The sequence below is a fragment of the Faecalicatena contorta genome (assembly GCF_003149105.1).
GTDB classification, from domain to species: Bacteria; Bacillota; Clostridia; order Lachnospirales; family Lachnospiraceae; genus Muricomes; species Muricomes contortus_C.
The window spans coordinates 373,999-396,348 of the sequence record NZ_QGDS01000002.1 but is presented as its reverse complement, the minus strand read 5'-3'; the positions used below and the strand labels follow the sequence as shown (position 1 = coordinate 396,348).

General features: G+C 41.4%; 22 protein-coding genes and 3 pseudogenes. 6 read left to right on the top strand and 19 right to left on the bottom strand.

Translation table 11 applies throughout. The features are described from left to right. Nucleotides 1-148 precede the first annotated feature (148 nt). The gene (locus A8805_RS05215; RefSeq protein ID WP_109709140.1) at nt 149-1,297 is read right to left on the bottom strand and encodes a PD-(D/E)XK nuclease family transposase; all 1,149 of its coding nucleotides are present in this window, start codon (nt 1,295-1,297) and stop codon (nt 149-151) included. Nucleotides 1,298-1,692: 395 nt separating this feature from the next. Continuing rightward, nucleotides 1,693-2,862 (bottom strand): iron-containing alcohol dehydrogenase, encoded by a 1,170-nt coding sequence (locus A8805_RS05210; protein ID WP_109709139.1) that lies wholly within the window; start codon nt 2,860-2,862, stop codon nt 1,693-1,695. Between the two features lie 301 nt (nt 2,863-3,163). Between A8805_RS05210 and pepT the strand changes: the two genes are divergently transcribed. After that, nucleotides 3,164-4,393: a peptidase T gene (pepT, locus tag A8805_RS05205; RefSeq protein WP_109709138.1), complete on the top strand. Its 1,230-nt coding sequence runs from the start codon at nt 3,164-3,166 to the stop codon at nt 4,391-4,393. A 2-nt stretch (nt 4,394-4,395) separates the two neighbouring features. On the opposite strand, the gene A8805_RS05200 is transcribed toward pepT, so the two are convergent. The 5 genes from A8805_RS05200 to A8805_RS05180 form a co-directional block, all read right to left on the bottom strand. Beyond that, on the bottom strand, nt 4,396-5,250 hold the full coding sequence (locus tag A8805_RS05200; RefSeq protein WP_109709137.1) for a YitT family protein: 855 nt from the start codon (nt 5,248-5,250) through the stop codon (nt 4,396-4,398). Nucleotides 5,251-5,389: 139 nt separating this feature from the next. Next, nucleotides 5,390-5,812, bottom strand: coding sequence for a bacteriohemerythrin (locus A8805_RS05195; RefSeq protein WP_109709136.1), 423 nt, complete (start codon nt 5,810-5,812; stop codon nt 5,390-5,392). Nucleotides 5,813-5,824: 12 nt separating this feature from the next. Continuing rightward, nucleotides 5,825-6,661 carry an NAD(+) diphosphatase gene (gene nudC / locus A8805_RS05190; protein ID WP_109709135.1) on the bottom strand — a complete coding sequence of 279 codons (837 nt, stop codon included), beginning with the start codon at nt 6,659-6,661 and terminating at the stop codon, nt 5,825-5,827. 87 nt (nt 6,662-6,748) lie between these two features. Then, nucleotides 6,749-7,222 carry a signal peptidase II gene (locus A8805_RS05185; protein WP_109709134.1) on the bottom strand — a complete coding sequence of 158 codons (474 nt, stop codon included), beginning with the start codon at nt 7,220-7,222 and terminating at the stop codon, nt 6,749-6,751. A 10-nt stretch (nt 7,223-7,232) separates the two neighbouring features. After that, a complete protein-coding gene (locus A8805_RS05180; protein WP_109709133.1) occupies nt 7,233-7,928 on the bottom strand; it encodes a zinc ribbon domain-containing protein in 696 nt (231 codons plus the stop codon). Nucleotides 7,929-8,152: 224 nt separating this feature from the next. Here A8805_RS05180 and A8805_RS05175 point away from each other — a divergent pair, with 224 nt between their 5' ends. Further along, a complete protein-coding gene (locus A8805_RS05175; protein WP_109709132.1) occupies nt 8,153-9,856 on the top strand; it encodes a S8 family peptidase in 1,704 nt (567 codons plus the stop codon). A 203-nt stretch (nt 9,857-10,059) separates the two neighbouring features. On the opposite strand, the gene A8805_RS05170 is transcribed toward A8805_RS05175, so the two are convergent. The 7 genes and pseudogenes from A8805_RS05170 to tnpA form a co-directional block, all read right to left on the bottom strand. Then, the gene (locus tag A8805_RS05170; RefSeq protein ID WP_109709131.1) at nt 10,060-10,653 is read right to left on the bottom strand and encodes a hypothetical protein; all 594 of its coding nucleotides are present in this window, start codon (nt 10,651-10,653) and stop codon (nt 10,060-10,062) included. Nucleotides 10,654-10,729: 76 nt separating this feature from the next. Next, the gene (locus tag A8805_RS05165) at nt 10,730-11,422 is read right to left on the bottom strand and encodes a hypothetical protein (protein WP_109709130.1); all 693 of its coding nucleotides are present in this window, start codon (nt 11,420-11,422) and stop codon (nt 10,730-10,732) included. 341 nt (nt 11,423-11,763) lie between these two features. Beyond that, nucleotides 11,764-13,179: a hypothetical protein gene (locus A8805_RS05160; protein WP_109709129.1), complete on the bottom strand. Its 1,416-nt coding sequence runs from the start codon at nt 13,177-13,179 to the stop codon at nt 11,764-11,766. A 419-nt stretch (nt 13,180-13,598) separates the two neighbouring features. Next, nucleotides 13,599-14,794, bottom strand: a pseudogene (locus A8805_RS05155) (IS256 family transposase). Between the two features lie 116 nt (nt 14,795-14,910). Further along, nucleotides 14,911-15,132, bottom strand: a pseudogene (locus A8805_RS05150) (transposase domain-containing protein); the annotation flags it as partial. Between the two features lie 87 nt (nt 15,133-15,219). Next, nucleotides 15,220-15,576 (bottom strand): IS66 family insertion sequence element accessory protein TnpB, encoded by a 357-nt coding sequence (gene tnpB, locus A8805_RS05145; protein WP_109709127.1) that lies wholly within the window; start codon nt 15,574-15,576, stop codon nt 15,220-15,222. Then, a complete protein-coding gene (gene tnpA / locus A8805_RS05140; RefSeq protein WP_109709126.1) occupies nt 15,570-15,941 on the bottom strand; it encodes an IS66 family insertion sequence element accessory protein TnpA in 372 nt (123 codons plus the stop codon). Before tnpA ends, tnpB begins: the two co-directional genes overlap by 7 nt. Before the next feature lie 253 nt (nt 15,942-16,194). Between tnpA and A8805_RS05135 the strand changes: the two genes are divergently transcribed. Both A8805_RS05135 and A8805_RS05130 read left to right on the top strand, forming a co-directional pair. Next, nucleotides 16,195-17,364 carry an IS110 family transposase gene (locus A8805_RS05135; RefSeq protein WP_109709125.1) on the top strand — a complete coding sequence of 390 codons (1,170 nt, stop codon included), beginning with the start codon at nt 16,195-16,197 and terminating at the stop codon, nt 17,362-17,364. A 288-nt stretch (nt 17,365-17,652) separates the two neighbouring features. Continuing rightward, a pseudogene (locus A8805_RS05130) lies at nt 17,653-17,772 on the top strand (transposase); the annotation flags it as partial. A 95-nt stretch (nt 17,773-17,867) separates the two neighbouring features. Here the strand turns inward: A8805_RS05130 and A8805_RS05125 are convergent. From A8805_RS05125 to A8805_RS05110, 4 genes are all read right to left on the bottom strand, one after another. Next, nucleotides 17,868-18,170 carry a DUF6618 family protein gene (locus A8805_RS05125; protein ID WP_109709124.1) on the bottom strand — a complete coding sequence of 101 codons (303 nt, stop codon included), beginning with the start codon at nt 18,168-18,170 and terminating at the stop codon, nt 17,868-17,870. Nucleotides 18,171-18,179: 9 nt separating this feature from the next. Beyond that, nucleotides 18,180-18,980, bottom strand: a complete 801-nt coding sequence (locus tag A8805_RS05120) for an ExeA family protein (protein WP_109709123.1) — start codon at nt 18,978-18,980, stop codon at nt 18,180-18,182. Then, nucleotides 18,980-20,317, bottom strand: a complete 1,338-nt coding sequence (locus A8805_RS05115) for a DDE-type integrase/transposase/recombinase (RefSeq protein WP_242992279.1) — start codon at nt 20,315-20,317, stop codon at nt 18,980-18,982. The genes A8805_RS05120 and A8805_RS05115 overlap by 1 nt, the downstream gene beginning before the upstream one ends. A gap of 73 nt (nt 20,318-20,390) precedes the next feature. After that, complete coding sequence (locus A8805_RS05110; RefSeq protein ID WP_278321222.1) at nt 20,391-20,837, bottom strand: DUF6431 domain-containing protein; 447 nt, start codon at nt 20,835-20,837, stop codon at nt 20,391-20,393. 230 nt (nt 20,838-21,067) lie between these two features. Between A8805_RS05110 and A8805_RS22920 the strand changes: the two genes are divergently transcribed. Beyond that, nucleotides 21,068-21,379: a DDE-type integrase/transposase/recombinase gene (locus A8805_RS22920; RefSeq protein WP_334294040.1), complete on the top strand. Its 312-nt coding sequence runs from the start codon at nt 21,068-21,070 to the stop codon at nt 21,377-21,379. Continuing rightward, entirely contained in the window at nt 21,274-21,630 is a 357-nt protein-coding gene (locus tag A8805_RS22470; protein WP_242992277.1) for an integrase core domain-containing protein, read from the top strand. The genes A8805_RS22920 and A8805_RS22470 overlap by 106 nt, the downstream gene beginning before the upstream one ends. Before the next feature lie 318 nt (nt 21,631-21,948). Here the strand turns inward: A8805_RS22470 and A8805_RS05100 are convergent, their stop codons facing one another. Continuing rightward, the gene (locus A8805_RS05100; protein WP_109709121.1) at nt 21,949-22,347 is read right to left on the bottom strand and encodes a VanZ family protein; all 399 of its coding nucleotides are present in this window, start codon (nt 22,345-22,347) and stop codon (nt 21,949-21,951) included. Nucleotides 22,348-22,350: the final 3 nt, after the last annotated feature.

The following is a 22,350-nucleotide window of genomic DNA, read 5'->3' as shown; positions in this document are numbered from 1 at the left end:
TTGTTATTTCATGCTATTTGTTCTATTAACAATATAACATTATCACTCCCTGTTAGCAGAGTCAATAGTCGAGTGCTAATTAAATCATTAAAAATTTGTAAAGTTATTGCATATAGAATATTCCTTTTTTCGGCACACCTATAAAATGTTACAGCCGCTCCTCCTCCAATAATTTCAGCTTCTTTTTTAATTCTTCATTTTCTCTTTCTTTTTCCTGTAATTTTATACTTTCCTCCTGTAACTTTCTATCCTTTTCCTGAGATTTTCTTTTCCATTGCTCTGCCTGCTCTCTTTGTTCCTCCAACTGCTTTTGCTGTTCTTCCAGTTTCTTCTGTTTCTCCACCACCTCTTTCTGTTTCTCCACCACCTCTTTCTGTTTCTCCGCCACCTCTTTCTGTTTCTCCGCCAGGTTCTTTTTCTGCTCTTCAATCATATACTGCACCGTATTCCGGTCCAGCTCCCGTAATTCCTTTGAGAACATACCCATCACCCTTTCCATGTTCAAACACATCTGATACACTTCTTCATACATTTCTTTGAATTCCGGATAATTTTCTATTAGCTCTATCATCTTTTCCGGTTCATCAAAGCTAATAAATGTAAGCCATGCATCCAATTCATTTTTTATGCCTTTATTGTGCGTGTTCTCCTTAAAAATGTCAAGTGGGATGAGGATATACTCCTGCAGAGTATTTACTCCAAGCCCCGTATCAAATCTTTGTTTTCCTCTATGTATATACTGGTTTTTCACAGCATGGAATTCCTCTGTGCTCTTCTCAAACAATACAATGGTATACACTGTTTTTATATCCCTGTATGTAAACTTATCTTTTCTTCTCGCACGCACCCTTTTATACTGTCTCAGCAGTAAATCGGACGAATAACACGCCATGCGTTCGCCAGGAAATGCATACCCAATTTTTTGGATTTCAATATTCCCCAGACTTCCATCCTCCAGCTCTACGACAATATCAGTAACCAGCAGGGTACACTCATCTGCTATCCGGACGGAATCATTCGGCAGTATCTGTGCAATCCTCACTTTTTTGTCTAATAAGAGAGAAAGAAATCTCTCAATGCGCTCCGGGTGATATTCCGGGCTGAATAGTTCTTTGAAAAAGCTGTCATAAAGGACCTTCACTCCTCTTGCTCCCGTACAGAAATTCAAAAATTCTTCCTGACGCTCCTCGCTCCACTCCTCGAATATAGCCAGCAGTTCTTCACGCCCTTCAATCTCGTCCAGCACCTCCTGACCTGTCCGAATCATTGGAAAATAATCCTGTAGTTTTTTTGCCATAGGCATACTCCTTCCTTGATGCAATTGTAAAATTTTTCATGTGGTAATAAAAATGTTCATTCACGGATTGTGCTTCGACATGGAAGCGCCGAAATGAGTTTTCACGGCTTGAATGTGGCATGAACGCCTGCCGATTGATATAAATATTACAATAGCATAATTAGTTTCTTTTAACAAGTGGAAAGCGCCAAAAAAGTCGCCATCTGTTTCAATGGCGACTTTTAATCTTTTTAATTTATTACTATTCGTCTTGTGCAAGCACATTGTTAACCGCTTCAATAGAATCTGCTAAATATGATTCATCTTCGTATCCGCCGCCTTCATCAATGATTGATTCATAATGCACTTTACCCAGTAATCCAGACTCTTACTCGTCTGCATGTTGATTGTAATAATCAATAGCACTCTTCAAATATCTCCAAAATCTCCTCATGGGTCATAATTTTATAACCGCCTGTTGCAATATTGCAGCTATAGGCAATTTCTGTGAGCATTGATTTGTCTGTAACGCCCAACTCCCTAATTGTTGTGGGAAGACCAATTTCCCTGATAAAATCCGCCAATGCTTCCACTCCTGAAAGGGCTAACTCTTCCTCAGATTTTCCTGCTTCTGAAATTCCCCATACATTTACGGCAAATCTTGCAAACTTACTGATTCCATTTTTATAAATGTGGCGGTAATATACCGGATGCAGTACTGCAAGTCCGCACCCGTGGCTGCAGTCAGTATAAGCACCGATCTGATGTTCCATCTGATGACATTCAAAATCCAGCTTTTTACCCAGTTTAATAATTCGGATTTCCGCCATTGCGGCATCCCACATTAAATTACTGCGGGCTATATAATCTTCCGGATTCTGAATGGCCCTGCGCAGGTTCCGTATTACATTTTTCATCAATGCTTCGGAAATATCATCAGACACATTGTCCTCATCCGGCCCACTAAAATAAATTTCCATAATATGAGAGAGAATATCAAAACTGCCTGCCACCATATGTAATTTGGGCACGCTATAAGTATAGACCGGATCAAGCAATGCAAATTTGGGATTGCATTTTACATAATCCCTTCCAGTTTTAACTTTCAGCTCTTCATTAGTAATCACTGCATCCCCATTACACTCACTGCCTGTACCGGAAGCAGTAACAATCACCCCAAGAGGAAGAGGTTCAAAATTTACCTCACCAACATTCTCCCAATAATCCTTCCAGAGGTCTCCCTCATAAGCTGCTGCCATGGAAACAGCTTTGCTGCAATCCATAACGGAACCGCCGCCTGCGGCAAGAATCAGGCTTACATTATTCTCTTTTGCAATCCGCTTCCCTTCCAGAACTTTTTCATAGGTTGGATTGGCCATAATGTCCGCAAATTCCACAACATTTTTTCCTGCTTCCTTTAAAATTGCAAGAACCTCTTCATAAACCCCATTCTTCTTAATGGAGCCGCCGCCATAGGAAAGCATCACCGTATCTCCATATTCATTGAGCAAAGAATTCAGATGTTCCCTCACACATCCCTCTCCAAAGTAAATCTTTGTGGAATTTTCAAAAACAAATTGATTCATTATCTTTTGTCTCCTCCCTCTCAAGTGCACCCTGGCGCTATTGTTCATTCTCTATACACACCATATGCCTATTCCAAAGTCCCATATTTTGATATAGATTTGACATCAGTCTATCAGTTTTTATTATTCCTGTCAAAAACTTCTAATACCTTCTTTCTTATTTCAGCCGTGTTTTGTATCTGAATGTAAATTTAGCGGATAACTGTGTGATTTTTGTGTAAATATATATATAACTTTTTTCCCTGTCTCAGACAGAAAGTGTTATAATAATCAAAGCGAAATAGTAAAGGAGAGATGTCATTTGAGAGCTTATGAAAGACTTTTAAAGTACGCTGCCATACGTACACCCAGTGATGAGAATAGTGAAACTATTCCATCTTCCTCATGCCAGTTTGACCTTGCACATTTATTGGTGCAGGAATTAAAAGATCTGGGGGTATCCGATGCACAGGTAAATGAGCAATGTTATGTGTATGCACATATTCCTGCCTCGCCGGGTTACGAAGACAGAACAAAATTAGGGTTCATCGCACACATGGATACTGTGGCTGATTTCTGTGACCACGATATCGTGCCTGTAGTAACTAAGAACTATGATGGGAAAGATTTTGCATTGGGGACAAGCGGACGCACCATCAGTGTCAGCACATTCAAGCATCTGCCGGACTTAAAAGGCCGTACATTAATTACCAGCGATGGAACTACTATTTTAGGTGCAGATGACAAAGCTGGAATTGCAGAAATTATGACGATGATTCAGCGCCTGAATACGGAGAATATTCCACACGGACCGCTGTCTGTCGCTTTTACTCCCGATGAAGAGATTGGAACAGGAGCTTCCCATTTCAACGTGGAAGAGTTCGGAGCAGATTACGCCTATACATTGGATGGGGACACAGAAGGCGAAATCCAGTTTGAAAACTTCCATGCATGTAAAGCTGATTTTATAATAGAGGGTGTCAACGTACATCCTGGCTCCAGTAAAGACACAATGGTAAACGCCAGCCTGGTTGCCATGGAAATCAACGCCATGCTCCCGTCCGGCGACACACCGCGGGATACAGAAGATTACGAAGGTTTCTATCACCTGGTCAGCATGTCAGGAGAAGTAGGACACGCCGAACTTCATTATATCATTCGCGACCATGATGGAGCAACATTCCAGGTCCGTCAGCAGATGCTGCGCCACATCGAAAAATTAATAAACGAGAAATGGGGAAAGGGAACCGTTACATTAACAATTACCCAGCAGTACAGCAACATGTCCGAGATTATAAAAGGATGTATGCACCTCATTGAGAATGCTGAAAAAGCTTGCAAAAATGTTGGTGTAACTCCGCTGATACAACCAATCCGGGGAGGCACGGATGGTTCCTGGCTCAGTTTTAAAGGATTACCCTGTCCAAATCTGGGCACAGGCGGTCATGGTTATCATGGCCCGTATGAGCATATTACTGCTGAAGGAATGGATGCTGCTGCTGAAGTAGCACTTGAATTAGTAAAGATATACGCAGACAGAGTAGGGGTATAACCCTACTCTGCCTTAAAGCCCTCACCTACAACTTCATTGGATTCCATAATCACAGTAAATGCAGACGGATCCACCTGCTTCACCATTTTCCGGATTGCATACATCTGCTTATTGTTGCAGGCACACATCACCACTTCTTTTTCTATCCCTGAATAACTCCCCCGGCCTTTCAGCAGTGTAGAGCCTCTGCCGGAATATTTATCTATTTTATCGGCCACTTCCTGCCCTTTCTCGGTTACAATTAAAGTCATCTTCCCAGAATCAATACCATACATAATTTTATCAATCACAACAGTCAGCAGGTAGGTAATAATAAAACCATAGATTGTTCCGTCTATATCCCTGAAAATCAATCCACCAATCGCCACAATAACGGCATCTGTTATAAACACGATTTTCCCCAGAGTCATATGCGGACGTTTCACCTTAATTGACACTGTAATAAAATCCATGCCTCCGGTGGAGGAATTGTTCATGAAAATCAGAGCATATCCCAGTCCCGAAAATATACCCGTACAAAGAGCCGCCAGCATTCTGTCACCTGAATAGACAGGAAACAGCGGCACGACATAGTCAATAATCAGGGATGTAATAATCACCGACCTGATAGAACGGATGAAAAACTCCTTTCCCAACGTCTTGTAGCACCCAATTGCTATAGGAACATTTAAAAGCATTGTTATCCATCCAATAGGCATATTAAATAAGTGATAGAATATCAGTGCAATACCAGATATTCCTGCCAGCGGAAATGCTGCGTTTGCCGCAAAATTGTAAATACCAATACCGATCAGAATTCCTCCTACAACATCAATCATGATGTCATATGTCAGTTTTTTTAAATTTAATTTTTTCATCTGCATCACCTCTCTCAATAGCTTTCCCCATTTACGCAAAAAAAGAACACCACAAATTATGTCCAAAAAGATATAATCCGCGTGTGCTCTTCTCTATACTTTAGTCTAATTCAACGTTTTATTTTTGTCAACACTTATTCTACAGCCGTTCACTGTTGTTTGCCATAAATTTATACTCTGCCACTGACCGGTCAAAACTTTTAATGTGACCATACAGCCATTCAATCACATTCTTATTCACCTGCTCCACGAAAGCATTGGATGGACCTTCCTCTTCCTCCAGCATCTCATACAGCTCTTTTACCACTGTTCTCAGCTTTTCATGCTCTTTTTTGTGTTCTCCTATACCTGGATATTCAATGTCGGCCTGAAGCTTTTCTTCTTCAGAAAAATGAAATTCTGTGTAGTCCGCAAGATAATCCAATGTCTTAACTGCCACCAATTTATCGTTGCCTACTTCACAGCTATCCAACAGCTTATTGATTTTATCAAGCAGCTCCTTATGCTGGGAATCAATCATTTCGTTTCCAGTTACCAAACTTTCATCAAATACAGCTCTCATGTCGTTGTCCTCCTATATTTCGCCATTTTTAAATTTCATAATCATCTCATTCGTCAGGCTGTCTCTTGACGGTACAACCGGTATGTCTCCTCTGTCAAACCACTCTGCTAATGCCAATTCTTCTTCATCCAATGTAATGGAATCTTCCCCGTCCAAATCGCAGTAAAAGCCCATCAGTAATGTATCGCTGAAAGACCAGGGCTGGCTTTTATAATATCTGACATTCTTAACCTTAAGTCCTACTTCTTCCATCACTTCTCTTTTTACTGTCTCTTCGACCATCTCACCTATCTCAACAAAGCCTGCAAGCAATGCATAGTTTTTATATATCCTTCCGGCATATTTTGACATTAATATCCGGTTGCCGTCCAGCACTCCGATTATAACAGCCGGACTAAGCTTAGGAAACACTATGTTGCGGCATTCCCCACAGTACAGCATCCGCTCCTTTTTATCCTTCTGCATTGAACAGCCGCAGCGGCCACAATACTTGTTATCCTTATACCAGTTATAAAGCTGGTATCCCGTTATTCCGGCAAATGCCCGGTACTGAGGATCTGCTGCGCGGAAAATTTCTGTATTTTCTAATGTAAAGGAGGACAGCCTGTCCTTATTGATTTCTTCTATCAGGTAGTAACGCTCTCCGTCTATGGAAAACAAATATGTATAGTCCTCGTAAATCTCTTCGTTTAAATATCCCAGTTCCTCAAACCTGGGGAACTCAATTCCCTCTGCCGTCTTCTTCAATAGTAAGGCATGATCTTCATAATATAAAGCAATGCTGTCCTTATCAGGCGGCATGGGGGTATATTCATTCCTATATTTATGTGGTTCTATTTCCTGAATCATGGTTTATCCCCGCTTTTCTTTCCGTTTTTTCTATCATATCATATTTTCCCTGATACTGCATCCTTGATATTAACTTCTCTTCTTAAATCATTTCTTCTTAGAAGGGAACAGAGAGGAGAGCATCATAAAAATGCTTCCCGCCATGATAAAAAAGTCACCAAGATTATAGGTGATTTCCGATGCTTTCTTCCATTTCGTCTGAATTCCCACATAATCAATGACATATCCCCGAAACCATCTGTCGAAGGTATTGCTCCAGGCTCCGGCCGTCATCAGAGACAGACCTGCCTTTTTCAGGCAGTTCCCTCTCCTTAACAATGTAATTAGCTGATAAATAGTAATCAGAATAGTCACAAACGCCGATAATATCTTCACAAGTCCCGGTTTCTCATCAAACAGATTCAGGAACATACCTTTATTGTATACTTTCCGCAACTTTACCTTTCCCTTGCATATCGTACGCTCCTCACCCTTTGCCATAAAGCCCTCTACATATGACTTCAATACGATATCCACCAATGTCAGGCAAAGAGTAAGGCTCATTAAAACTAAAATAACCACAGACTTCCTCCTAATCTTCTGTTCCTTTTACCTTTTCCTTAATGACGTCTGCTGCATCTGCTATTTTCTCCTTTACAATGTCAGCCGCATCTGAAACCCTTTCTCTCACTGTATCTGCAGAGGCTTCTGTTTTCTCCTTTATTACATCTGCTGCATCATCCATTCTTTCTTTTACAACGTCTGCTGTATCCTCAGTTCTATCCTTTACAGCATCCGCGGCCGCACCAGCTTTTTTCTTTACCTCATCTGCTGCAGTTTCTGCCTTTTCTTTCGCTTTTTCGGCCATATCTACAACATGGTCTTTTGCCATTTCAGCATAATCCGTCTCTGTCTCTTTATAATCTTCAGGAGACTTTGAGCCGCAATGTGGGCAGAAGGCCATTTCTTTTGCTACTGACTTGCCGCAGCTATCACATTGCACATCGCCTTTGACTTTAGAAATCTGCTGCTCATATTTCTTGATACTCTCTTCCCGGTTCTGGATTGCTTCACAGACCCCGATTGCTTCCGAATCTACAACCTCGCCGTCTTTGTAATGCTCGTATACCATTTTGCCTAAATCCACATAATCACTTTCATTGCCTCGTTCCAGTACTCTAATCTGATTTTTGAGTCTTTGTACCTCAACTGCTTCCCCTGCTTTATTAGTGACTGTCTCGGCTGTTTCGCCTATCTTTTTCCCTAAATCTTCAAAAAATGTTCTCATATCTGTCTACCTCCTTATTTACATATTATACCCCAATAAATGACAACTTCAACCATCTTTCAAAAAATATATATTATAATCTGCAAGGTATACCTTCTTGAACATTAGCAGTTCAAGAAGTATAAATTGCCCGCGGTATGGATTACCCGCGAGATAGACTGCCTGGGGTATAAATCCCATATATTCTGTATATACATATTATAAAAATAATGTGGACGTTTTATATGGAGCAAAGTATATGCAAAGAACGTATCTTATCTGAAGACTACCATGATTTCATTATCTCCGAAACACGCCCTTTTCCAATCCCCAATGTTGTGTCCGAACAATTTTGTGCGCAATATGCCAACTACGGCTACCGCTGTGTTTATCTGTCCAGGATTTTAACAGAGCCTATAAATATGAGTAAATATGATTATACTTCCATCCCCAAATGCTACTCCCCTTTAAGTATGGAAGCACTAAATCAGTCCGGCATTCTTCAAATTCAGAATTATCCCACCTTGCAGCTAAGGGGGCAAAACATCATGATAGGATTTATAGATACAGGCATTGATTACACAAATTCGGTTTTCCGGAATCTGGACGGCACCACCCGTATTGCTGCAATATGGGACCAGACAATCCAGACCGGGACACCTCCCCAGGACCTTATATATGGATCAGAATACACCCGTGAAATGATAAACGAAGCATTGCTTTCGGATGATCCCAGAAGCATTGTTCCCACAGAAGATGAAATTGGACATGGAACTTTTGTCGCCAGTGTGGCCGCAGGTTCTGGAGATCCTTCCGAAAATTTTCTTGGAGCGGCCCCTGAATCTACGATTGCCGTTGTCAAGCTAAAGCAGGCCAAACAATACCTGCGTGATTTCTATTATATCCCTGATAGTGCCGTCTGTTTTCAGGAAACCGACCTTATGCTGGGCCTGAAATACTTAAGCGCACTTGCACAAAGCATGGATATACCGCTGGTCATGTGTCTGGCGATTGGTACAAATATGGGCGGGCATATCGATGTCGTTCCTCTTTCCAAAGTCCTGGAACATTATGGCGCGGCTGTTAATCAAATTCCCGTTGTCGGAGGGGGGAATGAAGCGGACAAAAGACATCATTATTCCCATACGATACGCAGCGATGACACTCCCGATGTAGTAGAAATCCGTGTTGGTGAAAATGTGGCGGGATTCACCATGGAACTGTGGACAGATATCCCAAATGTGTTTTCTGTTGCCCTTGTTTCCCCTTCGGGAGAGTCTACAGCTACAATCCCTATACAGACTGACACCTCCACTATATTTAATTTTGTTTTCGAAAGAACGCAGGTATCGGTAGATTATAGTATTATTGTAGAGCGGACTATCTCCGAATTAATCTTCTTGCGCTTCAGCGCCCCTACCCCCGGCATCTGGAGCCTGATTGTGACGCCTGTACGGGCCATCAGTGGATTATTTCACATCTGGCTGCCTATGACAGAATTTTTAAGTGGTGAAGTATATTTTCTAAATTCAGACCCTTACTACACGCTGACAAATCCAGGCAATGCAAGGGGCGTGGTTGTAGTTTCTTTTTATGACGGTGATAATAACAGCATTGCACTCAGTTCAGGAAGGGGATATACCCGGGACGAATTGATTAATCCACATGTCGCTGCTCCAGGCCTCAATATAACAGGAGCTCTTCCAGGCGGACGCTTTGCAGTCCGGTCAGGCTCCAGCACCGCAACAGGCATTACTGCCGGGGCTGTTGCACTTCTCCTGGAATGGATGCTCAAAGATCTTGGCTATACAGGTGTCGATGCATATGAACTTAGAAGTCTACTAATTCTGGGAGCTATACGTCCGGCATCCATGCTTTTCCCTAACAGGGAGTGGGGGTACGGAAAACTCAATCTGTATAATACCCTTGAGGAAATGCGGAATATCTGATAGAGAGGATTTTTAATCGTTGGACATGTGAATATAAAAAATACGGAAAAAGTGCGTTTCCCGAATATGGGATTGCACTTTTTTCCATTAGAAACTTTCAGTCTCTTTTTAAAATACGAAGAAGTGTTCATCGTGAAGGCAGAAAAGGAAATTCCTATGACACTGCTCTCATGGAATCGTTTTATAGAACCATAGCATAAGTATTAATCCATTTCCCTCAACAAATCAAACCTATCAAAAACCATCTGCTTCAAATTTTCTGAATTGACCTCCATTAAATCAATTTTCTCATAAGTTACTTTTTTCAACCCCCAATGTCTGCTCGAATATTTTTCATTTTTGGGTATTCCAATCCAATAATCGTCCTGCTGAGCAAAATCTACATTGTTTTTATCTCGCAGCGGCCACCAAAACACCCAATGATTAGCAGGAGAACACCCCTCACTCCAACTATTCATATCGTTGTACTCAAACTTCGATAAATAGATACAAGGCAAACCTTTCTCATCAACCTTATCCCCTAAGTATATTTCCATAACATACACTGGAGCATCTTTCCAACCGTTCTTGCTTTCACAGTCCGGGTTGACGGTATCTTGGAATAGCAGAATAAAATCACTAACCAGCCAGCCGTGTGTTTCGTTATCCGACTTCCACCGTAATGCTTTAGGAGCTGCAAGTCTATAATTTGTCTTTTCCTGAGCAACTATCTTTGTATAATCCATCAGCTTTTGCACATTGTCATATGTCTTATATAAAACTTGTAAGGCATTGCGAATATTTTCACTTGAACTCATAATGGTAATCTCCTTCTACTTTTATTTGTGCAGTGTTTCCAAAAGAAAACTTGTTTTCCATCGGATAATCAAACCACTAATGTTCATCGCAGGACACAGAGCAGGGAATATCAAGTTCCATGTTTTGAAATTGGTCAAAGCCTTTTCGTGCAAGTAATGCAATCAAGTCTGAAATAATCAATGAGGAAAATGGATTGTCAAACTTAAGCTTGAGAAGCTCTCGTAAAAGCGACTGCCATGTTACATATCCGAATGTTACATCCGAGCTTAAAAACAATTTCCGTTTGGTAATGTTTGTATATATGTCGGCACAAGCCATTGCACTGCCGACAAGCAAAAGGATTTTAGCCTTATTGCCCGCTCTGCGAGTGATTATTCGGCTTTCTCTTTGCAGTTGGTTTCGGCTTTCCTCCTCTAATTCTCTTTCATCAGATAGCGAATAGTCAACATTATCGTCAGAGGAAAGACCACTTGTATATTTCACTTCAATGCCCATGGCAAGATGGTCAAATTCAATGTAAGCATCAAGCTCGCCCTCTTTATCATAAGGCCAAAATTCGATATTGTTATTCCAAAATCCAACATCAACATTATCAATTAAAGTGCCGATTTTAGAAGGAAATACAGCATTTTTCAGGATTGGCTTCAAACCTTCATTGAAGGGCCTGTACCTTAAATGACCGAAAAAGTTTCCTGTCAATTCGTCCTCTGATATTTCTGAAAGATTACTGTTATGTTTAGTTATCTTGCTATATATCTCGGCAATCACGTTATCACCAACTTTCTGAAGGGAATTGTCTCTGTTGTTTATCCAGTATAACCCTAAAAGTCTGGAGATGATAAAACTTTTTAAGATTGTTCAAAGTTAGTAACTTCAAAACGATTGATACAATGTCTTAACCACGGAAGACAGTCACTCATTTCTTAAATTAAATCAAAATTCTCCAAATCTGTTGTTTTATACTTTGAATGATATCCAGAGTATTGTTCATATTAAAAGTTTCTTTTTATAAGGAATCACTTGATTTTATTATAGACGCCTTTAGGGCTTGTTTTGAATAGTGTTTTCCAAATCCAGCAAATTCGTAGCACACCCTATCACTTTCGTAGTCATTTATGCCTCAATCCCTGTTCCTTATTCAGAATTTGACCTGTCTTTTCTTCCATTATTGATGTTTCATAGTATCCATAAACATCTGCTTCAATCAGGCTTTTTTTAGTTCCTTCCAGTATCTGAAATTCCCCCTCATTAAAATCGATATCAGCCACATAATAGCAGGACAACTCTTCCATAGAGCATCCCGAAATCAATAAAGACATACTTTGTTGATCAGCAGTCAAAGGATAGCTTTCCCCAGTATCGATAATGGAAAGGTTCCCCTCATCATTTATATAGATGATGGCAGAATAGATAGTACCCTTTATAAATTTATCGTTCTTCCAAAGACCACTTTTCCTGATATTGCCACATCTAAACTGATCTCGATTCATAATATTTGTTTTTTCATTACCTTTACCGTTTCTTTTAGATTCTACAAAATCGCCGTCATATTCTCTAGTATATCGATATCCGGTAAATAATCCAGTTGTACTTGAACCTTTACATAACAATTTCCTATCGATATCATAAGCCTCCTGCCACTCTCCATCATCTACAAATACAATATTTCCATCTACAGTCTTAGCGGAGCAATGCTGTAACTCTTCATCTCCTGAAACAGCGTTATAGAGTGTTATAAACTCCTTACAAAGAACCTGTTCTGTCGAAAGTGATGTCATATATTTGCCAAATTCAAGATATAGCGGTTCGAAATACTCATCAGCAATTTCTTCAGCAAATTCCCATCCACAATGATCATTATTACCCAATGTGCTCAATTTCATCTTCTGCAATAACCGTATCAGCTGAATGTACTGTGAATCTGTCATATATTCTTTCAATGTTTCGGCCAGGGCAAAATTGGCATCTGTAACTACAATAAAATCTTCCTGCAAGTCAGTCCAATCTGTAAACCGCCTTTTCTGAGTATAATTATGAATCCTTTTTATTCCTTCCAGCAATATTTTTGCCAAATCCTGGCGTGCAGACATAATATTCGGGCGCCCACCATGTAGTTGTTTACTTTCTTTGAGAATACTAATCGTTGTAGCAATATTGCTAATGATTCTATTCCTGGCTTCTGCTTTCTTTTCCTCCTGCAAAGAGTATCCTGTCATTCGCTGATGATTGATATCAAAAGGTAAATCCTCCACATTTCCATAATCCTTGTTATACAGAAGTATAATCTTATCCCACTCACTATTTATAATTGTTACGTCGGCCACAAAAATATCAGCCTTATCAATTTTCATATAGATAGTATCTCCGTTGTCAGGTGCACCAGCAATCCCCTCTGTATCCCTGTCAACCTCAACAACTACTATGTCCCTCAGTTTTTTATTCAATTGTTTCAGGCAATCGGATAAAAAATTCTTACTTTCTTTTATATCGGACTGCCATGAGTAGAAAATATTACAACGTTCCATATATGTATACTCCTGGAATATTATTTCAATAATGCTCTATTTAAAAGTTTACCAATAATCTTCATCCATCATCTTGCTTCAAATATATACTTATATAAGTATCCCTATAATTATCTTTAATCTGTAATATTAAAGCAATAATTATAATTACTAATTCCTTTCTGAATGTCTGCCCTCTAGAAGACATCCTAATTATACCATATCATAACGGCATATTAGCAAAGGTTTTTTCATAAATATCATGGTACTTGCATTCTGTGAGTATTAAATATTTCTACTTGCAAAATGCAATTGGACTTCTCTTCATTTTCATGAGTCTCCCCTGCTACTTAATCCGTTACTATCTGTTAATCTATAATTCCAAGATAGTGTCAATAGTCTTTCGCAAATTTAATTTTCTACCGTTTGGCAGTCGTTAGCTAACCAGCTATGTCATCAGACAGCAGATCATTACCAGGATTGATAAGATGATCCATATTCATATAGCGGAGGATTCCCCACCTCGTTCAGGCTACATGACGCAGTCTGGCACATACAAGCATGAGTGCGCTCTGACCATCAGGAAATGCACCGATAGCTTTCGTACGACGTTTGATTTCACGGTTGAGCCGTTCGATTGTATTGTTGGTACGAATCCGGGTCCAATGCTGCGTTGGAAACTCCATATAAGTCAAGGTTTCCTCAATGCCAGCTTCCAACTTTTCAGCGGCCTTGGCAAGCTTCATTTCCCGGAATTTTAAAGCTACTTGTGCTGCTTTCTCCCGGGCAGCATCTTTGTTCTCTTGGGCATGAATAGCCTTTAGCATCATGGAAACTGCTTTCATTTTCTTACGTGGTGTCACTGAGAAAATGTTCCGATAAAAATGAACCGTACAACGCTGATAACGGGCATCCGAAAATACTTCCGGAATCGTTTCAAACATGCCCAGGTTACGGTCACCAATTATCAATTGTACGCCACAAAGCCCACGCTCTTTCATGCTTACAAAGAAGGAACGCCAGCTCTCCTTATCCTCTTTCATACCTTCGGCAGCACCGATAATTTCACGGCATCCGTCTTTGCCGACACCGATAGCAATCAGGATGGAGACGTTTTGAATTTCACCGCCCCAGCTGCGTTTTAGAAAAACACCATCCACGTAAACGTAGGGGTATTCACCCGTTAATGGACGGGTACGCCATGTTTCGATGTGCTCATAAGCTTTTTTGTTCAGGTTGCTGATAGTACCGGGGGAGACTTTGGTTCCCCAAAGTGCCTCCGTAATATCTTCCACACGTCGAACGAAAACTCCTGCCAGATACATCTCAATCAGAGCTTCCTCAACAGAAGATTACCTACGACGATACCGCTCAATGATAGCAGTTTCAAAAGAAACTCCTTTCAGCTTTGGGACCTTCAGTTCTACCTCACCAGATGTAGTATGAAAGTTTCGCTTGTAATGACCGGAACGATACCCCTGACGCTCAGGAGAACGCTCATATTTCTGAGCATTCACTAAATCATCAGCTTCTTTATCAAGCAGGGCATTGAGTGTTTCTTCCACACTGCTGCGCACAAGATCCTTTAAATCGTTCTTTATTAAGTCTTCGTTAATTGTATAATGGTATCAGACATGGTTCTATAACCTCCTTGGGATAATTTTGTGTGGTAACTTAATTCTACCAAACGGCTATAGACCATGTCTATTTTTATGAAATTAAAAGTGCGAAATTAATTATACGTTATCAAGCCACATCCTTCATATCCGGCTCGGCTGCTTTGGGATCCACAGAGGCTTCCGCCTCATCAAAAATAGACATCTGCCCCTCGATACCAAGGGATGATGTCTGTTCAGAAGAACTGCCAAAGAGTTTATGGGTCAGGTAATCAACCTTTTCCTGAAGGATCCGGTTCTGGTTTTCCAATTCTTTAATTCGTCCCTGAAACTGGGTCACCTGATTATCTGAGTTCATTTTTAAGCAGTTCCTTTGTGTTTTTACTGCTCTTATTATACCACAAAAGTGCCAATGAATCCAGTAAATATAGGAATTCACGGCACTTTATAATGCAGTTTTTGGATGGATTTTCTGTACGGCTTTGGGTTGGTCTATTGCCAGTCCTTCCAGCAGCCAACGGAACTCCTGTTCCGAGATACTGCGCACTTCCGCCTGGTTCCTGGGCCATTGGAAACGGGAGCTTTCTAACCGTTTATACAGGAGGACGAATAAATCTCCCTCCCAATAGAGGGCTTTCAGCCGGTTGGCTTTACGTCCGCAGAAAAGGAACAGGCTGTTTGAGAATGGGTCCAGCTTAAAGTTCTGCTGTACGATTGCCGCCAAGCCATCAATCGCCTTTCTCATATCGGTATGGCCACAGGCAAGATAAATATGGTCGGCCTGGGAGATGTCACCTAACATAGTTTTCGGATGGCATGCAGCGTATGTTCGACGGTCTGGTCATCCGCACCGTTTTGGATTTCCAGAAGTAAGCCGCTGACGTGGATCCTGACCGCACAGGAATCTGCCCTTGGTTTTTCTATAAGAGTCACTTCTGCAAAAGAAGCATCCCGCTTTTGTGTCAGGACTTTAGACTTGCGTTCTGCTGGCAATGCCTCAAAAGCTTCGGATTTGATCTTGCGCATCCAATAATAGTAAGACTTGATGGAAATATCATTCTCAGAACACCAGTCGGCAACTGTTTGGTTACTGCTTCTGCATTTATGGATCCGGCTGGTCCACAACTGCATCTTATGGTTGTGGGATGCGATAGTTAATTGATTCATATATTCCCCTTGTATAATGTACACACATTATACTTTTCCTTTCTTTTTGATTTTGTATAATGTACTCAGATGCTATGGATTAGTGTGTTCTCCTATCGCTTTGACGATTTCTTTGAAAGGCTCTAACCATAGCTGTTTGTTTATTTGTTAATTAGTTAGATAACGCATGACGTTTTATTTAGAACAAGGCTACATTCAACAAACAAGTCTGTGGAGCATAGTATCTAAATCTATTTTGAAAGGTGGTTATTCCATGTTTTACGTTGGTATCGATGTTGCAAAGGATAAACATGATTGCTTCATCACAAACTCAGATGGCGAAGTTTTAGCAGATGCTTTTACTTTCCCGAATACTCTTGATGGCTTCAATTCTTTCTTTTCTATGCTTATCTCTGTAGCTCTTTCTACGGATAATATAAAAGTAGGACTTGAAGCAACCGGTCATTACAGCAATAACATCCTTGAGTTCCTCCTCGCAAAAGGTCTCCTTACATTTCTGTTAAATCCTCTTGCTACCAATCTCTATCGTAAAGGTCGCAGCCTTAGGAAAACTAAAACAGATAAGTCAGATGCTCGTTTTATTACAATGATGCTGATGACGGAAGACTTAAAGCCCTACGTACCAGTATCTTACCACATCCAAGAACTCAAGTCTCTTTCCAGACATCGTTTTCGGTTAGTTCATGAACGTTCAAAGTTCAAAGTCTCTTACTCTAGACTTCTTCATATTATCTTTCCCGAACTTTCTGCTCATGTTTGGTCTGCCTCCCAGAATTCTATGCTTTACACGTTACTGGAATTGCCCAGCGCCGTAGCGATTGCTTCTTGTCATTTAACAAAACTTACCCATTTGATTCAGAAATATTCAAAAGGTAAATATTCGAAGGATAAGGCAATTGAATTGCGAGAAGCTGCAAAAGATTCTATTGGATCCACATCTCCTGCTCAAGCATTTGAACTGCAACAAACCATCCGTATGATTCTCTTTCTACAAACTGAAATTGATTTATTGGATAAGCAGATAAAATCTTCTGTTGAGCAGCTGAATTCTCCCATTATGAGCATACCTGGTATTTCATACATTTCTGCTGCAATCATTCTGGCAGAAATCGGTGATATTTCTCTGTTTAACAATTCTGCTAAGTTACTTGCCTTTGCAGGATTGGAACCGTCCACCTACCAATCCGGAAAGTTCACTGCAAGCCATGCCATTATGGTGAAACGTGGCTCTAAATATCTTCGTTGGGCGCTTCTTAATGCAACTAGACTCGTTTGTATGAGGAACCCATCTTTTAATGAATATAAGCACAAAAAGCTCGCAGAAGGTAAACACTACTTCGTTGCACTTAGCCATACTAGTAAAAAGTTAGTTCGTGTAATATATCACTTACTAAAAACAGGTAACACCTACCATCCTAAATAGTTAAAACTCCTTTCTATGAGCAGCCAACGGGGTGCTCTTTTTGTCATGCAATTTTCGAAGTACAAAATACCTGTTGAAAGTTTCTAACTTTTTTCGCCTTTTTGTATTGACTTCATATAGTTAGTCTTTCCCTTAAGTACCCTAAGTTATTTAAGGCACTTTAGATATAGGGGTATTATCTCACAAGAAACCTAAAAGAGAAATCCACTATCTTATTTGACGGTTACTAAGTTACCACCCAAAATTATCCCAAGGAGATTATAGAACCATGTCTGATACCATTATATAATTGAACGTCTCAACCGTGAAATCAAGCGCCGTACGAAAGCTATCGGTGCATTTCCTGATGGTCAGAGCGCACTCATGCTTGTATGTGCCAGACTGCGTCATGTGTTACTGATGGCTTGAATTGTCCAAAAACATTCGGTTGGTTTCGTCCAGCTTTCTCCTGCATTCCTGTCCATCAGGACATTGTTGGATACATACTCCTGATGGACGAAAAGTTATAATTCCTTCAGATGGCACAAAGCATAAGCTACAGTGATTGCATCTGCCTCTTTCAGCTGTTTCGATAATCGTTCCCGGTTCCAAAATACATCCGAATAGTCGGAAAGCTCACAGCCCACATCATGATTTGGAATGCAGATATAATTTCCATACCGGTGTTTCCCGATGATTGCATGAAGATAAGTCCCCCGTCCAGTGATCTCCACTTCATAGCCCTGAGCATTGGAGCATAGGAGCTTCATCTCTCCACCCCACTTCTGCATTTGTTTCCCCCATGGATCAGCGCACTGATATTTCATAAGCACCTCCTATGTGAACTCGCATTCCAGCACAAGCCTGGCTGCATGGTCATCGACCAGGCGCAGACGGGACTGGCTTGCATATAGAAGAAGGCTGGTGCAGACTTTATCAATCATCCGGGCGGTTCCAGCAGTATGCTGGTGGATCTCATCTATGGCTGCTTCTGTGAAAATGTCATTTTGGGTACCAGCAAAGTTCAGCTGCGTCTTTATGTATGCCCCGGTCTGTGAGCGGTCATAGTGGTTCAAGATGCTGATGACATCAATCCGCTGGCGGATTGCCGCATAGGACTGCAGCTTAAGCTTGTTCCACAGCTCTGTCTGCCCCACAAGGATCAGGCCCAGAGGGCTTATGGAATCCAGGTGCGTATTTAAAAGAAACCGGATCTCTTCCAGCATTTCTCTGTTCATGAGGTGCGCTTCATCACATACACATACCGGCTGAATGCCGTGTACTGCTTTGAGTATCTCGATTTCTTCGTGAAGCTGACGTTTTGCATCCCCACGATTGTACTTGGGGGTAAAGCCCATCTGCTCTAAAAGAAGACGGTAAAAGTTTCTTGGTGTCAGCTTGGAATCCGACAGATATAGAAACTTGTACCGGTTTCTATCCAGAGAGTCCTTGAAACTGCGCACAATCGTAGTCTTTCCTGTCCCACAATCACCGGTGACTACGGCAAAGAGCCGGCGTTTTGCCACATAAGACAATCTATTTGATACTTCCATCAGTTCTGGCGGCATATACAAAGCACTACTAGGGATTCCACGGGTAAATGGTGTGGCTGACATTTCATAAAAAGTCTCGAACATCACAGACCACCTTCTTTCTTCATTGTATCTATTCCAGTGAAAGAAATGGCAGTATGCCGGGTGCTCTGGTGAAGCTCATTCTTTTTGGAGGCAGCGTCCAAAAGCCGTGAGCTTTGTGGCTCCATCTTTTCCAGATGTTCTGGGAGTTTCACCTTGGGTGAAGTATTGTGCCCGATGATAAGAGGCTTTGCAGTACAGGAGGGAAACCCTTCACATTCGATACTTACCCTTGAGATATCCGCAGGGTCATAAACCACATCTACGTCTTTGTGGATCATGGAGAGCCCCAGTTCCACTTCATATTTTTGACCACAGAAGCTGATACATCCACACTTATCAATCTTGGGTTTCTCACAGGAAAGAAATGCATCTGCAACCGTTTCCGGAGCAAGCATCCTCAGCTCATGGGAGTCCCTCTGATATGCTTCGTAGGGGGATTTCCCTTCCAGTGCACTATGCCCTTTATGAAGATAGCACTCCTCCATCCATACGCGGTACAGATGATTCAATGCAGCCAGGTCTTTCGGCTTCGCAAGCTGTGCTTCCCGAAGAAAAGAATCTACCGTTTGGTTGTATCTTTCCTGTTTTCCTTTTCCCTCTGGGCTGTATGGCCGTGCATAGAGCAGGCGAATTCCCAGCTTTCCACAGGCCCGTTTCATCCAATGGGTACGGAATTGTGCCCCATTGTCAAAATACACACTGTCGGGAGCACCCTGTTTGAGCAGGGCTTTCCGAAAGCAGTCCTGTACGATCTTCTGGTCCAGGGTAGAATAGAATTGTGAATGCATGATATTGCGTGTGCAGTCATCCAGAAAGCAGACCATGTAGGTTGGCTGGCCACCTACATAAATACCATATTTAATATCCGACTGCCAAAGATAATTGCGCCAGGGTTTCTGATATCGTCTTGCAGATGTACCAGTGGCAGCATAGGTCTGCATCTGACGGCTGGAATACCCGTGATAGGACAGCTGATCCTGCAGTGTGCTGCGTTTCAATGTGCCAGGTTCCACTTTTCCTTCCCATTCAAGTATCCGGATCAGTTCATTGATGCTGCGCTTAGGGACTTCGCGGCGCAGTGCACTCGCTTCCAGCAGGACCTCTTGGGGGATACATGAATTCCCTCCTCTGCCTGGTACCTGGGGCTTGAGGCCGTCAAATCCTTTTTCCGCATAAAGATTCAGGTAGCGGCGGATCGTACGCTCAGACAGACCGGACTGGATACATATTTTCTCTTTGAGCATCTGCCGCTTATCCTTATCTAATACGGGATCGGTTAATGGTGCAATCAATTTCAGACGATTGACAGCGATTTCTTCGATTCTTTGTTTTTCCATTATGGAATACCTCCTTTGTATTTGCCGTTTACCGACTTCCTGGAAGTATTCTAACAAAGGCTGGACATGGGTTCTACGCAGAACGGGTCTGTGGCCATCGGCCGGAATTTACAAGTTTCCGGACAAGAGCTGCCAGCCAGCCGTCAGCCTGACGCTCCAGAGGATACAACGGGAGCAGCAAGAGGCTTTTTAAATGATACAGTTCTTTTAAGGCATACAAGGTACCTTCTATGTAGTCACAGAGCAGGAAGAGCCAAAGTTTCAGACGCAGGGCTGTACTTAGTTCACCGGGAAAGTCCTGCAGGTTGTCAGCATCCCGGGTAAGAATGCCTGCTATCGTTTCTGAGTCATACCGTTTATAAGGAATGATGATGTCCGGGAGCTCATGGTGGATGCACCCGCAGTTCATGCATTGCAGCCTTCGGATTATCAACTTTGTTACGGAAGCATCTTTCCGGTAGAGCATCCTTGGACGGCTGCCAATGGCTTTCGTGGAACCCTCGCAATAAGGACAAGGAATCTTTTCTCTGCTCCTTACATAAAAAAATCAGAATCAGTCTTGTTTTCAAGGGAATAATCCGTTATAATAATCATGTTTAATAGTTGAGGAGCATTCCTGATATCATGGGTCAACATGATATCGTAAAGGGGATGCTCTTTTTCTTTCTGTAGTATTATAGTCATTATATACGGTAATTCCTGGACAGGCAATGTCGGTAGCTTTTGGTAAAAAGAATTCGGCTTTAACAGATGAATCTATCTAAGCGGATGCAGCAAGCTAAGGTATGTCCTTATTTTCTTCGTAATGCTGTCATAGACGTTCCAAATCAGGCTTGGTCTATTGACATTACATATATTCCGATCAGACACGGATTTCTATATCTGACTGCTGTAATCGACTGGCACAGCCGCTGTATCGTTGGCTGGGAGGTCGATGATACACTTTGTATACCAGAATGGTTATTAATGCCCTTAAAAAGGCATTCAAGGTTGCTAAACCACAGATTCTCAATTCTGATCAAGGCTGTCAGTTTGCGAGTCAGCAGTATATTGATTTCGTAAAAGAAAATGGAATCCGACAAAGTATGGATGGCAAAAGCCACTGGGCTGATAACATCATGATTGAACGCTGGTTCCGCAGCTTCAAATATGAAGAAGCTTATCTAACACAGTATAACAATATCAAAGAAGCCAGAGCTGCTATTGTACAATATATCCATACTTACAACTTTGAACGATGTCACTCTGCGCTTGATTACCAAACACCAGCTGAATGCTACTACCCGGCAATGCTCTTGCCATATGTGGCTTAATGCATAAATGGATCTGGGGAGTGTTCCACTATCCTCCCTCTGCTCCTGGTCACTTGTCAACCATATCAGTTCATTATAAAAATCTTAGATTTTTGTTTTGACAACTAAGCCACTATAATCTGCCCTCTACAAAAATGAAAGATGCCGAATTGGCAAAACTGACACCTTGGGATAAAGCCGTTATTGCAGCTTGCTCTGGTGCAATGTAGAGTAAAATGCTTGCATCTAGCAAATATAAATGGAGTAAAACGCTTGCAATTCTTACAATCATTGTATAGGAATTGCAAGATTTTTGGTATCCGCTATTTTATTGAGCGCTTACTCTATTCCAATACTAATCAGCATCATTGCTGGAACTATCCATCTAAACTTCTGTAAAGGTTTGCACAGAATTGGAAGGAGTATTCCCATCGGTAGGAAAATAATTATATTCTCTATTTCATATGCTCTGCTTTGAATGGTTGTTCCAAATGTGCTGAATGGTATAAGATCAGTTGTTGTCCTGCTACCTGGTTCCCTTGAGAGTAACGCCACCTGCACCAGCACAATCAAATAGGTCAAAATAACCATCCATTTCAAAGAAAATCTCCAATCCCACTTCGATGTCCAACATAACCTCAACATTGTAACAACCACAGTAACAGATAATGATATTATCAACGCATATTTCAAATACGAAAAGGGTTCTTGCATGTTCTGTAAAATAATTTCAAACATCAA